Annotated in this window: 16 protein-coding genes, 1 pseudogene and 1 riboswitch; of the genes and pseudogenes, 9 read left to right on the forward strand and 8 right to left on the reverse strand. The window is 31.6% G+C overall.

Annotation, left to right across the window (positions count from 1 at the left end; translation table 11 throughout):
• From ACIQ0M_RS08965 to ACIQ0M_RS09000, 8 genes and pseudogenes are all read left to right on the forward strand, one after another.
• Positions 1–102: pseudogene (locus tag ACIQ0M_RS08965) on the forward strand (IS1595 family transposase); the annotation flags it as partial.
• A gap of 194 nt (positions 103–296) precedes the next feature.
• A complete protein-coding gene (locus ACIQ0M_RS08970) occupies positions 297–2,369 on the forward strand; it encodes a hypothetical protein (RefSeq protein ID WP_396151511.1) in 2,073 nt (690 codons plus the stop codon).
• 1 nt (position 2,370) lies between these two features.
• Complete coding sequence (locus ACIQ0M_RS08975; protein ID WP_396151512.1) at positions 2,371–3,057, forward strand: hypothetical protein; 687 nt, start codon at positions 2,371–2,373, stop codon at positions 3,055–3,057.
• 57 nt (positions 3,058–3,114) lie between these two features.
• The gene (locus ACIQ0M_RS08980) at positions 3,115–3,804 is read left to right on the forward strand and encodes a hypothetical protein (protein WP_396151513.1); all 690 of its coding nucleotides are present in this window, start codon (positions 3,115–3,117) and stop codon (positions 3,802–3,804) included.
• A 62-nt stretch (positions 3,805–3,866) separates the two neighbouring features.
• Complete coding sequence (locus tag ACIQ0M_RS08985) at positions 3,867–4,289, forward strand: hypothetical protein (RefSeq protein ID WP_396151514.1); 423 nt, start codon at positions 3,867–3,869, stop codon at positions 4,287–4,289.
• 31 nt (positions 4,290–4,320) lie between these two features.
• On the forward strand, positions 4,321–4,620 hold the full coding sequence (locus tag ACIQ0M_RS08990) for a hypothetical protein (RefSeq protein WP_396151515.1): 300 nt from the start codon (positions 4,321–4,323) through the stop codon (positions 4,618–4,620).
• Between the two features lie 13 nt (positions 4,621–4,633).
• Positions 4,634–5,203: a DUF6705 family protein gene (locus ACIQ0M_RS08995; protein WP_396151516.1), complete on the forward strand. Its 570-nt coding sequence runs from the start codon at positions 4,634–4,636 to the stop codon at positions 5,201–5,203.
• A 70-nt stretch (positions 5,204–5,273) separates the two neighbouring features.
• Entirely contained in the window at positions 5,274–5,843 is a 570-nt protein-coding gene (locus tag ACIQ0M_RS09000) for a DUF6705 family protein (protein ID WP_396151517.1), read from the forward strand.
• Between the two features lie 34 nt (positions 5,844–5,877).
• Here the strand turns inward: ACIQ0M_RS09000 and ACIQ0M_RS09005 are convergent, their stop codons facing one another.
• Positions 5,878–6,267: an HIT family protein gene (locus tag ACIQ0M_RS09005; RefSeq protein ID WP_396151518.1), complete on the reverse strand. Its 390-nt coding sequence runs from the start codon at positions 6,265–6,267 to the stop codon at positions 5,878–5,880.
• Positions 6,268–6,287: 20 nt separating this feature from the next.
• Positions 6,288–6,764 (reverse strand): transcription elongation factor GreA, encoded by a 477-nt coding sequence (gene greA / locus ACIQ0M_RS09010; protein WP_396151519.1) that lies wholly within the window; start codon positions 6,762–6,764, stop codon positions 6,288–6,290.
• A gap of 226 nt (positions 6,765–6,990) precedes the next feature.
• Here greA and ACIQ0M_RS09015 point away from each other — a divergent pair, with 226 nt between their 5' ends.
• Positions 6,991–7,416, forward strand: coding sequence for a hypothetical protein (locus tag ACIQ0M_RS09015; protein WP_396151520.1), 426 nt, complete (start codon positions 6,991–6,993; stop codon positions 7,414–7,416).
• A 40-nt stretch (positions 7,417–7,456) separates the two neighbouring features.
• Here ACIQ0M_RS09015 and ACIQ0M_RS09020 read toward each other — a convergent pair whose 3' ends face one another.
• The 6 genes from ACIQ0M_RS09020 to ACIQ0M_RS09045 all read right to left on the reverse strand — a co-directional run bounded on the left by ACIQ0M_RS09020 (position 7,457) and on the right by ACIQ0M_RS09045 (position 14,532).
• Positions 7,457–9,718, reverse strand: a complete 2,262-nt coding sequence (locus tag ACIQ0M_RS09020; RefSeq protein WP_396151521.1) for a TonB-dependent receptor — start codon at positions 9,716–9,718, stop codon at positions 7,457–7,459.
• Positions 9,719–9,802: 84 nt separating this feature from the next.
• A riboswitch (TPP riboswitch) is annotated at positions 9,803–9,898 on the reverse strand.
• 127 nt (positions 9,899–10,025) lie between these two features.
• Positions 10,026–10,427 carry an alternative ribosome rescue aminoacyl-tRNA hydrolase ArfB gene (gene arfB / locus ACIQ0M_RS09025; protein WP_396151522.1) on the reverse strand — a complete coding sequence of 134 codons (402 nt, stop codon included), beginning with the start codon at positions 10,425–10,427 and terminating at the stop codon, positions 10,026–10,028.
• Between the two features lies 1 nt (position 10,428).
• Positions 10,429–12,543, reverse strand: a complete 2,115-nt coding sequence (locus tag ACIQ0M_RS09030; RefSeq protein ID WP_396151523.1) for a DUF4301 family protein — start codon at positions 12,541–12,543, stop codon at positions 10,429–10,431.
• Positions 12,504–13,127: a nicotinamide riboside transporter PnuC gene (gene pnuC, locus ACIQ0M_RS09035; protein WP_396151524.1), complete on the reverse strand. Its 624-nt coding sequence runs from the start codon at positions 13,125–13,127 to the stop codon at positions 12,504–12,506. The genes ACIQ0M_RS09030 and pnuC overlap by 40 nt, the downstream gene beginning before the upstream one ends.
• Positions 13,128–13,177: 50 nt before the next feature.
• A complete protein-coding gene (locus ACIQ0M_RS09040; protein ID WP_396151525.1) occupies positions 13,178–13,897 on the reverse strand; it encodes a geranylgeranylglyceryl/heptaprenylglyceryl phosphate synthase in 720 nt (239 codons plus the stop codon).
• Positions 13,897–14,532 carry a 4'-phosphopantetheinyl transferase family protein gene (locus ACIQ0M_RS09045; protein ID WP_396151526.1) on the reverse strand — a complete coding sequence of 212 codons (636 nt, stop codon included), beginning with the start codon at positions 14,530–14,532 and terminating at the stop codon, positions 13,897–13,899. The genes ACIQ0M_RS09040 and ACIQ0M_RS09045 overlap by 1 nt, the downstream gene beginning before the upstream one ends.
• Between the last annotated feature and the right edge of the window lie 27 nt (positions 14,533–14,559).

The following is a 14,559-nucleotide window of genomic DNA, read 5'->3' on the forward strand; positions in this document are numbered from 1 at the left end:
TTACAATTATACCTAAATGAGTTCGTTTACAAGCTTAATAGACGGTATTTTGAAGAAAAATTATTCGACAGGCTAGTGATAGCAAGCATTACAGGGTTATGACTAATAACGGACAATCAATAAAATAATTTAGAACTAAAAAATATTTTGTCGTTTTAAAATAATTTTCTTACTTAGCAAAAACAAATTTAATCATAAATAATTGAGCTAAAATCAATTTTTTTATGAATCTTCACAATTTTCAAAAAAAAGAAAGTACTGCAGGCTTTTTCTTTCGTTGAGATAATAGGAACATCATGATTGGTTTTAACTCATTTGCCAAAAATGAATTTTTAACCTACTTTATTATTATTATGAAAAAAGCCATTAAAAAATTAAAATCACTATTTTTTGTCTTAGTAACTGTCGTTTTAACTCTTCACACTGTTTCATGTGAAAAGGAAGAGTTTGAAACCTTAAATGAAACAACTCAAAATCAATCTGATTATCAAGTAAAGAAAATCAGTTTTAGTGAGTTAAAACTTAATCGAACTGCTTTTGAAAAATTAAAAGAATCACGTTCAAAAATAAACCCTTCTTTATTACAAAGAGGTGTTTATAATGAAGATTTTGGCGTTTTTATTGACACCACAAATATCTTAATTACAGAAAAAGATGGAAAACATTCTATAACCTTTAGAATTATTAATGACGCCGAAATGTCTAAAATTGAAAATTTGGTATTAAACTCTAAAGAAGATGGTAGTTATAAAGCATTTATAACTGAGTATCTACTTTCTCAAGAAGAGTTAACCAAGTTGGCTAATAATGAAGTTATAGAAGACAAAAGTCCAGCGGCTATCACGGATGTAAGCAGTTATGCTAGGTTTTCAATTACCGGTAATGGTGCAGATTGTGTTTCAATGCAAAATTATACAGTTGGGTATTGCACGAATGCGTATGGCGAAACAATTATCGATACAGGTATTAACGGAGGTCCTTTAAGAACAACTTGCGTTGGTGGTTGGCATGAAGTTGAATATGTAATCATGGTTATTGATGAAGGATGTTTGACTGGAGGAGGAGGCGGAGGAGGCAATGATTCAGGAGGAGATAATTCCGGTTATAATCCTGGTGGCGGTAGTTGGTCAGGTGGAGGAGGTGGAGGAGGCGGAAGTTCTTCAACAGGTGGAAATCCCGGAAATTCCAATACAGGAAACCCTAACACTGGCGGAGGCGGTAATGGTAATGGTAATGGTAATGTAACAGACCCTAGTTTAAGTATTGGAGACGGCACCCCGATTATTACAACTCCTATACTAACGATTGACAAAAGAGAAGTTAGGCTTTATAATCTTTTAAATCCTACTCAACAGACATGGTGGAATAATGCATCACAACAAACAAAAAATGCACTATTGGATTACTTTAATCAAAATTCGCCGAATAATGTCGTTTCAGCAGAAGCGATGGCGTTTATTTTGGAGTTAATTGATATAGCTAGAACAGAACCTAACCAAGCAGATGTTCCGAATTTAGTTAATTTAATTATTATAACAAAAAATCATGGTTTAGATAATTCATTAAACAATAACTATCTTAACCAAATCGATCCTTATGTAGATTTAGACTTGAGTAGTTTAAGTGAAGAAAATCATGAGCTTTTCTTAATAAAATTACAAGTTAAATATATAATATTAAAAACATTAAACCCTACTTGGTCAGAGGAAAAATTATATTTGGAAACTCTAAGAGAAGCTATTCATTTGGGGCTAGATATTTTAGGATTAGTTCCTTTTTTTGGAGAGCCTGCTGATTTAGTCAATGGTGTATTATATTCACTTAATGGCGATACATTGAACGCAAGTTTAAGTTTTGCAAGTGCACTACCAATTGTTGGCTATGGTTCTACTGCAACTAAGTTTGGTCTTAAGGCAAGAAATTATTATAATGCAGCAACTAACATAGCATCAAATGAGGTTTTAGTATGGAAAATAACTTCTAATATAATTTCTTTTGGCGATAGGGCTCAACTAAGAAAAGTGTTAGGTCTTGGCTCTTTTGCATCAAACGGACAGCATGCACATCATTTAATTCCTTGGGAGTTTAGAAACTGGTCAATAATTCAAAAGGCGGCAAAATCCGGTGATGCTTGGCACATGAATGATTTTATCAATGGAATTCCACTAAATTCTACAAATCATTTGACAGGGCATGATATTTATAACAATAAAATTGGACAAATTTTGACTACCTTAAGTGTTGGTAATCCAAATCCTCAATTATCTTATCAAAAACTTACAGATTTTAGTTCTTATTTAAGAAATTTGATTGAAAACAATCAAGATAAAAATCTAGGACAAATAGCTAACTTAATAAGTTATCCATAAAATGAAGTATTATTTATTACAACAATTGAGCTCGAATATAAAAGAGACAGGTACACAATTTCAATGTGTTGAAGGAATTATTGGGGATATTCAACAAGATTTTATACCAGATGAAGGCATAATTGATTTTGCATTCAAATTGCCTGAACCATTTATGGAAAAGAAAGCTATACCTACAACACGTCTTTATGTAGGCATGATACCGAGTTGGTTTATTGTTTTTAGAGATTATTTTGTTAATGTTCTTAAAGAATTTAATGTTGGAGAATTTCAGGATTGGGATATAAAGGTTCATTGGAAAGGTGATGTTTTTGATGATTATAAATTATTTTATATTACTAAACCTGTTAAATCAGAAGTTATTGATTTTGAAAACACCCTTTTTTATGTTGGAAAATCAAATGATTGGAAGTACGTTGGAGAAACTTTAAATTTTAAAAACAAAGATGAATTTTCAATAAAAAGGAAGGAACTTATTGACAAATATTTTGACATTAAACCTATTCATTTACAATTAAATCTATCTATATTAAAATATGATATATTTAGAATTAGTGATATTCCAATTGTTGGTGGATTTTATTTTGTATCAGAAAAATTAAAAAGATATATAGAAGAACAAAAATTTACTGGTTTTGCATTTCAGGAAATAGAAGAAATGGATAAAAGGATAAAGATTATATATTAGATTATTCAAAATCTGAATAAGAATTTGAACAAATTGCAAATCTAATTAATTAGAAAAATGAAATACTATTGGTGTAAAGAGAGTATAAATACAAGAGAAATAGGAATATATCCACAGGCACTTTCAGCTAAGAATATTCTTGATTTTAATGAATTTCGATTTGGTGTTGACGAACCGATTCAAAGACAATTTACTTTGCCCGAACCGATTTTGCAAAGTAAGGCAAAAGAAACAACCCACCTTTCGGTAGTTTCTATTGATTATTCTGTTTTTTTAGTTTTAAAGAACTATTTTATAGATTTTTTAAAAGATTTTAAAATAGCAGATTTTCAATCTTGGAGTATAGATGTTCATCATAAAAAGCAGCTTCTAAAAGATTATTCTTTATTTCATCTTTCTTACCCAAGTCAAAAGGAGATTATTGATTTTGAAAAATCGAAATTTGAAATTAATGAAGACTGGGTTATGAGAAATAGTATCGGTGAAGTTGTAAAGTTTTACAATTATGAAGATTATCATGCAGAATTGAAAAAGCACACTACTCCTCCTTTTTTACTTGCTCACGAACTTGTATTAGATTTTTCAAAACAAGAAAATGATATTTTAAGGTTAGCAAATATGCCGATGACAGGTTTAGGATATTATGTTTCTGAAAGGTTAAAAAATGCTATTGAAGAAAAAAGATTTACTGGTTTTGCATTTCAGGAAATAGAAGAAATGGACAAAAGAATAAAGGTTATATATTAGATTATTCAAAATCTGAATAAGAATTTGCAACAAATAGCAAATCTAATTCAATATCCGTAAAAATGAAATATTATAAATTGAATTATAATTCTTTGAACACAAAAGAAACTGGGACTCAATTTCAGAGTACTGAGGGAATTATTGGAGATATACAAAGTGATTTTATTCCATTTGAAGGCAAAATTAATTTTGCCTTCAAATTACCTGAACCTTTTTTAGAAAAAAAAGCAAAACAGACAACCTATCTCAATGTTATTATGATTCCAAGTTGGTTTAATGTTTTTAAGGATTATTTTATTGATTTTCTTAATGGATTCAAAATTGGAGAATACCAAACGTGGAAATTAAAAATTCATCAAAATGGTAAAATTATTAACGATTATTGTTTGTTCTTCTTGAATAACACAAAACAAAATGAATTGGTCAAGTTTGATGAAAGCGAGTATGGTTGGCTTTTTTATTCAAAAAAACAACTTAAACCCTAGTTCTCCAGAAAACAACAACATCACTTTTATAATGGTATCAGAAGATAGCGTTCATGCTTTACGGGTTAATAACCGTACTGAAATTCAAGAGTTTGATAGTTACTATTCTAATTCAGAAAATAAAAGAGCTTTTGTAAACGCTTATCATCTTCAAGTTGTTGTCGAATCCCGTAAACAGTGTAATGGAACTTGTTCAGATAGTGAATTTAAAGATTTTTTGTTTCAAAACTTTGTGAATTTTATAAAAAAAATGGTTTGGGGTATCGATTTTTATTATGCTCCACACCCTGAAAACAACAATGACAACTATAATTGGACAAAACAAAACTAAAACCTTATTTATTATGAAAACTATATCAAGCCTATTTTTATTCTTTTTTAGCTTAGTGACACTTTCTGCTCAGGTTATTGAAAGACCCATTGAAACTTTTTATGAGCCCAATCAACCAAATCATGTTTACTATAAGGATGTAAACCATCTTTTAAACAAATATGTAGGGACTTGGGAATACACAAATGGTGGACATTATTTTAAGATCACTTTTACTAAACATACCCAAGTTAGAGAAACACCCATTGCAAATACTAAGACAACCATTTACACAGATAAACTAGTGGGCCATTATGAGTATAAATTGAATGGCCTTGAAGTTTACAATGTGACTAATAATTATTTTGCAACTGTTGATATGGGGTCTTTTAGATTTGATGGTTTTTACATTATTTTTGATGAACCTAGTTCTAATCCATGTGGCAGAAGAATAATGGGTGATGTTAATTTAATATATTCAAATACGAATGGTATTGAAACCATCGGTTGGAACAGAACAAATGTAGAATGGGCAGCAAATTGTAATCCGAGTGATCAAACTCCATTTAGAATTCCAGCCAATATGGTTTTAACAAAAATATAAACCAAACCTTATAACTGTAGATTCAAGCCATAGCGGCTTTTGATATAAATGAAAGCCGCTTTTTTTTATTATGAAAACAATAGTAAGCCTATTTTTATTTCTTTTTAGTGCAGTGACACTTTCTGCACAAATTGTTGAACGACCTATTGAAACTTTCTATGAACCCAATCAACCAAAGCATGTTTACTACAAAGATGTTAACCATCTTTTAAACAAATATGTGGGAAGTTGGGAATATACAAATGGAGGACATTATTTTAAAATCACTTTTACTAAACATACTGCAGTTAGAGAAACACCAGTTGCAAATACTAAAATTACGATTTATACAGACAGGTTAGTTGGTAATTATCAATATAGATTGAATGGTATTGATATTTACAATATCAATAATGATGATTTTGCTTTAAGTACGAGTGGAGCTTTTGCTTTTGATGGTTTTTCTATATTTTTTGACGAACCAAGTTCTAATCCATGTGGCAGAAGAATAATGGGTGATGTTAATTTGATATATTCAAATACGAATGGTGTTGAACAGATAAATTGGAATAGAACAAATATAGATTGGGGTAGAAATTGTAACCCAAGCGATCAAACTCCATTTATAATCCCGGCTAACATGGTTTTAACAAAGACATAAATCAAAAAATCCCGAGTTCATCGGGATTTTGTTTTTATAATTCAATCTTTATTTTCTCCAGTGTTAATTCAAATTCTTCTTTGGTTAACGTTACTTTCTTTTGAAACCGAACCTCATCCATTTCGTTCAATGGAATCAAATGAACGTGAACATGCGGAACTTCTAGGCCAATTACACTCATTCCAACACGTTTGCAAGGAATCGATTTCCCGAGAGCCACCGCCACTTTTCTGGAAAACCTCATTAAAGCCAAATAATGGTCTTCTTCCATATCAAAAATCTTGTTGATTTCTTGTTTTGGCACACAAAGCGTATGACCAATAGCGTTCGGATTCACATCTAAAAAAGCTATAAACTGCTCATCTTCAGCAATTTTATAACATGGAATTTCGCCGTTGATTATTTTGGTAAAAATACTTGCCATTTGGTTAAATTTTCAAAAAATTAATCTCTTGAGATTTCTAACACTTCGAATTTTAAAACACCGTTTGGCACTGTAATTTCGGCTACATCACCAACCGATTTTCCTAACAATCCTTTTCCGATGGGAGATGTGACTGAAATTTTACCGGTTTTCAAATCAGCTTCGCTTTCGGCAACCAACGTGTATTTCATTTCCATACCGTTAGCTTGATTCTTTATTTTTACGTTAGACAACACCAATGCTTTGGAAAGATCAAGTTGAGACTCATCTATTAATCGGGCATTGGAATAAATTTCTTCCATTTTAGAAATTCGCATTTCTAACAAGCCTTGTGCTTCTTTGGCGGCATCATATTCTGCATTTTCAGATAAATCGCCTTTATCTCTTGCTTCAGCAATGGCTTGCGATGCTTTTGGACGCTCAATATGTTTTAATTGCTCTAATTCTTCTTTTAATTTTTTTAAACCCTCTGCGGTGTAATACGAAACTGTACTCATAACTTCATGTGTTTTAATGCAATTCAATTTTTTTCAAAAATTCATAAAAGATGAACTTTGCTATATAAAATCGTAATTTTTATCGTTATATAAAATAGAAAAAATCCCCTTTGAGAGGATTCCTTTCTACAAAGATAGTATAATTTTTAAATATTTGAAAATTTATTCCTTTATAGGGATTCTCAAAGGTAATTAATTTAAATTTGCTAAACGAAAAATAATTCAAATGAAAAAAATTGTTTTGTTATTAATTGCTACTATTTTCGTTTCGGGATGTGAAAACGAACGCTTTAATAACTTTAATCCTAATATCCCAAATTACACTTTTTCGGTGGATATAAATACTGATTTACCTCTTTATAGTTCTTTAAAATTTGCCGGAAACGGTGTTTTAATTACACAAGGAAATGCCGGTGTAAGAGGAATTATCATTTTTAATACCGGGAGCGGATATAATGCGTTTGATGCCGCTTGTCCTAATCAGGCTTTGAGTTCTTGTTCTACGATGTCCATTTCCGGAACAAACGCAATTTGCCCTTGTGACGAAGAATCATATAACTTGTTTACCGGTTTGGGAGGCGAAGGTTTAGAATTTCCGATGAAACGTTACCGAACAGAAGTAAACGGTCCGATAGTAAGAGTATACAATTAGAAAGCAATCCTGACCCAAAAGTCAGGATTACTTTTTTACACTAAAACAAAAGTGTCACTCCTGCCAAAAAATTAATTCCGGCTTGAGGATAAAACCCTGCTCCTTCAATGGTTGTGATAGTTCCCGGTGATGAAAAATCATCATCAAAGGTGTAAAAATAACCATTGCTTTCGTATTCCAAATCAAAAATATTATTGATTAAGGCGTTGAATTGAATGGCTTTGAAAATTTTTGTCATCTTAATTTCATATGAAATATTAAGGTCGTTGACAAAATAAGCCTCTAATTTTGAACTTTCTGCATCAATGTTCCCCATGAATTGTTCACCTACATATTTTGATAAAAATGAAAGTTGTAAATTCTTTACAGGAATGTAAGTCAAACGATTTGCAGCAATAAAATTGGGTGAAAAAGCAATGTTTGTTGAACCTAAATTTTGCAAGATTCCATCTCTTTGGAAAATAAAATCTTGGTTTTTGTTTTGACTTATGGTAAAATTTGGACTAATTAAAAACTTTTCACTTAAACTAAATACAGATTCCATTTCTAACCCTAAGCGGTAACTATTACCACTATTGGTAAATATTGGGGCTCCAACATCATTTAAAGCTCCCGTCAATACCAGTTGATCTACATAACGCATATAAAATGCATTTGCAGTAAATCTGACTTTTTTAGAATTGTATTTCCAACCTAATTCATAATCAAACAATCGTTCTGGTTTTGTTGCATCGTTTTCATAATCGTCTCTTCGAGGTTCTTTGTTGGCAACGCCAAAATAACCGTAAAATAAATTTTTTGAATCCAACTGGTAATTCAATCCAGCTTTGGGATTAAAAAATCGAAAAGTATCATTAACATCCTCAAATCTAAAACTGGTTGCATCATAAAACACCATTCTGTATTGCATATCTGTGAATAGACTTAACTTAGAGTCAATATTATGAGTAATTTTGGCGTAAAAATTAACATCATCCTTATTGCCATAATTATCATAATATCGACCAATATTGCTAAAATTATATTGGTTCCAAGTTACTTCTCCGTAGTGTAATCCCAAATAACGATTGACAGCTCCTCCGATTAATAAATCTGTTTTGTTGTTCCGATAATTTAATGAAAATGTGCTTCCAAAAAATACGTTGTCTAACCATCTCTTTCTTATATAATCCATACTAGAAATGGTGTTACCATCAATAGTTATATCCGGAAGACCTAAAAAGCTTAATTGTGAGTCACCACTAAAAAGAACATTAGAATAGTAATAATCATCAACATATTGCTCAAAATACCCTTTCCCTTTGGTATAGTGTAATGCAATATTTGAAATCCATTTTTCAGTCCATTTTTCAGTCCAATGTAATTGGAAGTGATTTTGCCTGTAATTATCAATCTCATTATTATGAAAACCTTCAATATTTCCATTTTCATTTGTTTTAATTCCAGAAATATTAAAAGTGTTACCAAATATATAATTCGGATTGGTAGCACTTAAAATTGACAAAGGAGCGTTATCTCTTCCATTCCAGGCTTGATACGTTTTTTCTTTTCCACCAAAAGCTAACAATTTAATTAAAGTTGTTTCTGTTACATAATTTGCATTGAAAAAATAGCCAAACATAGAGGAAGATGCTCGGTCAATAAAACCATCTGATGCAATGTTAGAAATTCGTCCGTTCAATTCTAAATTGTTGTGCAACCTTGTTCCAAAAGAAAGTGTATGCTTTCTAGTGTCAAAACTTCCGAATGAATTAGCAATTTCAGCGTAACATTTTTCTTGAAATGATTTAGTTTGCATATTCAAGCTAGCACCAAATGAACCTGCTCCATTGGTTGAAGTCCCAACGCCTCGTTGCAGCTGAACACTTTCTAGAGAAGATGCAAAATCAGGTAAGTTTACAAAAAAAGTTCCATGACTCTCGCTATCATTATACGGAATACCATTTATCGTGACATTGATTCGGGAACCATCTGAACCCCGAACTCGCATATAAGTATAACCTATACCATTTCCAGCATCAGTTGTACTTACTACGGATGGTAAATACTGTAACAAAACAGGAATGTCTTGACCTAAATTTCTGGGTGCAATTTCTTCCTTTGAAACGTTCGTGAAAGTAATAGGGTTTTTTTCATTAGCACGCACAGATGAAACAGTTACTTCTTTAAGATCTATATTTTTTAGACTATCTTTAGGAGTTTCCTGAGAAAAACCTATAAAAGAAAAAAGAAAAAAACCAGCAAAGCAATATTTGCTAAGCATTTTTGTGCCATAAAGGCGAATGTTGAATAAAGTTTTCATTCGTAAAAGATTACGAATAAAAGGGGTAATTATTCTTGGTTAAAAATTAAAATTGATACTCTTGACAGCAAAATAAACGTGCACTTTTATTTTTTTGTCTTCTCCCTAAACAGCATTACCTGTTCCAGGTTCGTTGGGTATGATCTCAGCTCGTTATTTAGAGCACCCCTTTGAGACGGGGCAAAGGTAGTAAAAGAATTTCAATGGCAATAGCAAATTCAAAAATCAATATCATTAGTAGTTTCAAAAAAATCCAATAATATGTAAAATTTATGCCTTACCTAAAACAATTTACCTTTTACGCTTTTTAAACATCAGGTCTTTTTCTGTTTTGTTTAATTTCAGAAGCGATTCGTTTTTCACTGATTCGTTTCTCAACTACCGCTCTGGGAACTTTTGTTGGTTTTCTTTCTTTAGGAATAATCAGAGCATTTTGAATGATTTTTAAAAAACGTTTTGTAACAATCTCTTTGTTTTTGAGTTGACTTCGGTCTTCATCACAGTTTAAAATAATTATTCCGTCAGAAGTTACCTTTGTTTTTAATTTATCTGAAAGGAGTATTTTTTCATCATCATTAAAACTTTGTGAATTAAGCAAATCAAAAGACAAAACCACTTTGGACGAAACTTTATTTACGTTTTGCCCTCCTGCTCCACTGCTTCTGACAGCTTTAAAAGAAAGTTCACTTATGATTTTTTCAGTATCCATTTTACTGCGGTTGGTGAGCTATTTTTAATAAATCGTTTACTGTTTTTACTGGATTAAAAGTGATCAATGGTACTTCAACAAAAACGGTTAACCATTTCGCCATAGCACCGTTCCAAAGACCAGGCAATTCATAGGCTTTTAGCTCTTTTCCCCCTTTGTTTTTGTGTACAATAAAACCGCTGCTATGGTCAACAAATTCGGTTAAATCAAAATTAGAACCTCTATAATTTCTGATTCCACACACTAAATCAACTGGATTAAAATGAGTAGAATTTGTAAGTATTTTCATTTGATTGGCATCTTTTTCATCAATTTGAGAAGATTCCACAATCTGCAAGAAAACCAAACCTTTTTTATCTCGCACCCAAAAAGGGCCTCCACCGGGTTCGCCTTCATTTTTTACCATTCCGCAAACGCGAATAGGCCGATTTAAATAATTTTTAAGATAATCGATTTTACTTTCTTTGGTATACTTTGAAAAGTCCTCTACCACTTCAAAATGTAATTTTGATTGAATAAAAACAACAATTTCATCCAACGTTTCTTTAGTTGCATTATCTTCATCAAGCAATCTTAAGTATTCAAAAATTTGTTGCTGTTTATCTAATAAAATCCCGGCAAGTGCCTTTTTATATAATGAAATTTCTTCAATATGATTTTGAATGACATTGTCAATGTTTTTAATAAAAATGACATCTGCATCCAAACTATTCAAGTTTTGAATTAACGCACCGTGTCCGCCCGGTCTAAAAATAAGACTATCATTATCTTCTCTAAAAAAATTATTGTCAAAATCAAGTGCGATACTGTCTGTTGATTTATCTTGATAGGAATAATAAACATTAATTTCTGTTTCGGAAGCCGTTTCAATTTTCGTCTTTACCTTTTCTACAATTTTTTCAAAATCAGACTGGTGTTCTTCTGATACTGTAAAATGCAAATGTGCTTTTTGATTGGAAGAAGCATAGGCTACGGCTTCATTTAAATGCTCTTCTATCGGAGTGGCAACATGAGAAGAATACTTGTGAAAGGGTAAAACTCCTTTGGGTTTATTTGCAAAATCAAATTCACTTTTAGACAAAAGTGTTTTTATAAACGCATAGTGCTTGCTATCGTATCCCCAGTTATCAAAGTCCGGATACTGATTTTTTAATTGTTTAATCACTTCTTTATAAAATGGAAACTTATCTAAGCCAATCAAAAAAAGTGATAAATTTTTTGCTTTTTTTCGGTTGATGTAGGCATTAATCGATTCTTCCCCTAATTTATAATCCTGTAAAAACTCACTCAAAAATTTGAACATTCTACTGGCAGCACCCGAAGCAGGAACAAACTTTTTTAGTTTTAAATGGTTTCGTTTTTCGTCAAAAAAATTGGCGTAATAAGTTGCCTCCTCCATCGACAACGATTCGATTCCGTCATTAAGTTTGGCCGGGCGTTCCAATTGTACTGCTTGAATACCATTAGTTAAAAACCCAATCTGATTTTTTATAAGTTCTAATTTAATTTCTCTCTGGTTTAACTGAATAAAATCAAAAGAATTCATCTCTATTTTTTTTGCTTCCAAGAGGGTTGAAATTAAGGCAACAGCTTTTTGAAATCTTTTATCTTTTGAACCGGATAATTTTAGATAAGGCTTGTTGTAATGAATTAAATTCTCCTCAAAAATTCGCAACGTTTCTTCTCTATGATGAGGACTGTCTCGCAAGTCATCTTTTTGCCAAGGAACATCAACATCGGTTAATAGAAACAAATCATATTTATGCTTTTTTGCTGCTTTTTCCAAAATTGGATCCGTTGCACCATAATAAATATCCGAAAAAACTTTGGTCACCATTAAATTTGTATCGGCAAACAAAATTTTATTCGCCTTTGACAATCCTTCATTTTCTAATTTTGTTTGACCAATGGCAATTGGGATTAAATCGGATTGTTGACAAGTTTCTTTTGATGTATCCCATTTATTTTGAAGATAATCACGGGCAAATTCAGGAATCCAAATGGTGTTGAAATGCTCTGCCAATTGTTTTGCCAAGGTAGTTTTACCTGTACTTACAGGGCCGTATATAGCAATTTTTACAATGCTTGTTGGTTGCTGTTTAAGATTTTCTTCCATTCGATGTAGCCATAAAAGGCAATTATTGTAAATATAAAATACTGAATACTGGTAATTGTATAGCCTTTATAAAAATACAAAGGAATAGAAATAATATCACCAACAATCCAAAAAATCCAATTCTCAATTTTTCGTTTGGCCATAAGCCACATTCCTACAAAAAACAAACCGGTAGTGAATGTGTCCACATAAGCTGTCCAACTTGTAAATTTATCAAAAAACTTGTAAATTATAACGATAAAAATAATGGTAAATACAAAAAGTAAAACGGCCCATTTCTTTTCCTTTTGATTCATCCAAGAAATTGGAAACTCTATTTTCCCTTCTTTTTTTCTGGTCCAGTGATACCAACCGTAAACACTCATGATTGTATAATAGAAATTAATCGTCATATCGCCAATCAACTCCCATTTCCATAATAAATATATAAAAATTCCTGTGCTGATGATTCCTGTTGGAAAAACTAAGACATTGTTTTTTTTGGAATACAAAACACTTAACAACCCAAAAACGACCGCAATTATTTCAAGTGAAATATCGGTATACGAATAGTTTTTATACTGAGAAAAAAGAAATTCAATCATCTTTTGGTATTCAGATTTGGCAAATTTGAGGAATATTTTGTGGGTAAATATTAACTGTAGTTAAAAAAATTACTATCGTTTTCAAAAGCAGTACCGATTACAACTAAATCGGCACCGGCATTAAAAGCAGCTTGAATCGCTTCTTTCGAACGAATTCCTCCACCAACAATCAATGGAATTGAAATTTCTTTTGAAACGGCTGTAATCATCTTCAACGGAACGGCTAATTGTGCTCCGCTTCCGGCCTCCAAATAAATCAATTTATTACCAAGATATTCACCTGCTTTAGCTGTTTGACAAACAACTTCGAGTTTATTTCTGTCTAATGGTTTGGTTTGACTGACTCTTTCAACAGCTGTTTGTCCACCACTTTCAATCAAAAGATATCCGGTTGAAATGACTTCCAAGTTTGATTTTTTTAGAATCGGAACAGCATTCACGTGATGTTCGATTAAATAGTCAGGATTTCTTCCTGATAATAAACTCAAAAATAAAATTCCGTCCGCATGAAGTGAAATTTGAGATGGATTTCCCGGGAAAAGTAATGTTGGCAATTCGACTCTTTCTTTTAAAAAAAGTACTAATTCATCGGTTTTATTTGATTCAACAATACTTCCTCCTACAAAAATATGTGTAGCCGGACTTGTTTTTATCTTTTCAATTAAGAGAGTCAAATTGTCCATTTCAATCTTATCAGGATCTAATAAAATAGCTGTTAATTTTTTATTCTGGGCTTTTGCCACTAGTATATCTTGGTAGATTTTTTGCATTATTTCGTTTCCCAAAGCCAAACTAAGGTGTAATTTTCAATTTCGGTAAAGTAAACCAAAAATTCTCTTTCTACCGAATTAAAATCCAATAAAGCGGTTGTTGTTTGGTTAGACATTTCAAACGGACGAACAAAAATGTGGTCTTTAAAACTTATTCCGATTTCGTTTCGAACTTTAAAAACGGCTTCTTTTACGCCCCAAATGACGGTTAATTTACTAACGAATTCGGTTGGATTATTTTCACATTCATAAACAAATTTTTCTTCTGCAAATTTGTAGGCAATTTTTTTGACCAAATCACGACGAAGTTCTAAATCGATTCCTACATTTTTATCGGATAAAATAATCGCTGAAAAACCAAAAGAATGTGAAATGGAAATATTGACACCATCTTTCAAATGTGGCTTACCAAATTCATCATAATATAAATCAAAATCGGTATAGCCATTGTATTGCAATAGCATTCGAACTGCGATAAAACCCTTTTGATGACTTTCAGACTTCATCCCTTCCAATCTGGCTAATGAAGTATCTTTTAGTGAAACTTCACGAAATAAATCATCAAACGATTCTGTTATCTTCCAAATAAAAACCGCTGTTTTATCGTCAACATTAATTCTTTGGTAAAATGGCATTGTGGAAATGTATTTATCAAATTGTAA

Origin of the sequence: Flavobacterium sp., assembly GCF_044339515.1 — a bacterium.
GTDB lineage: Bacteria > Bacteroidota > Bacteroidia > Flavobacteriales > Flavobacteriaceae > Flavobacterium.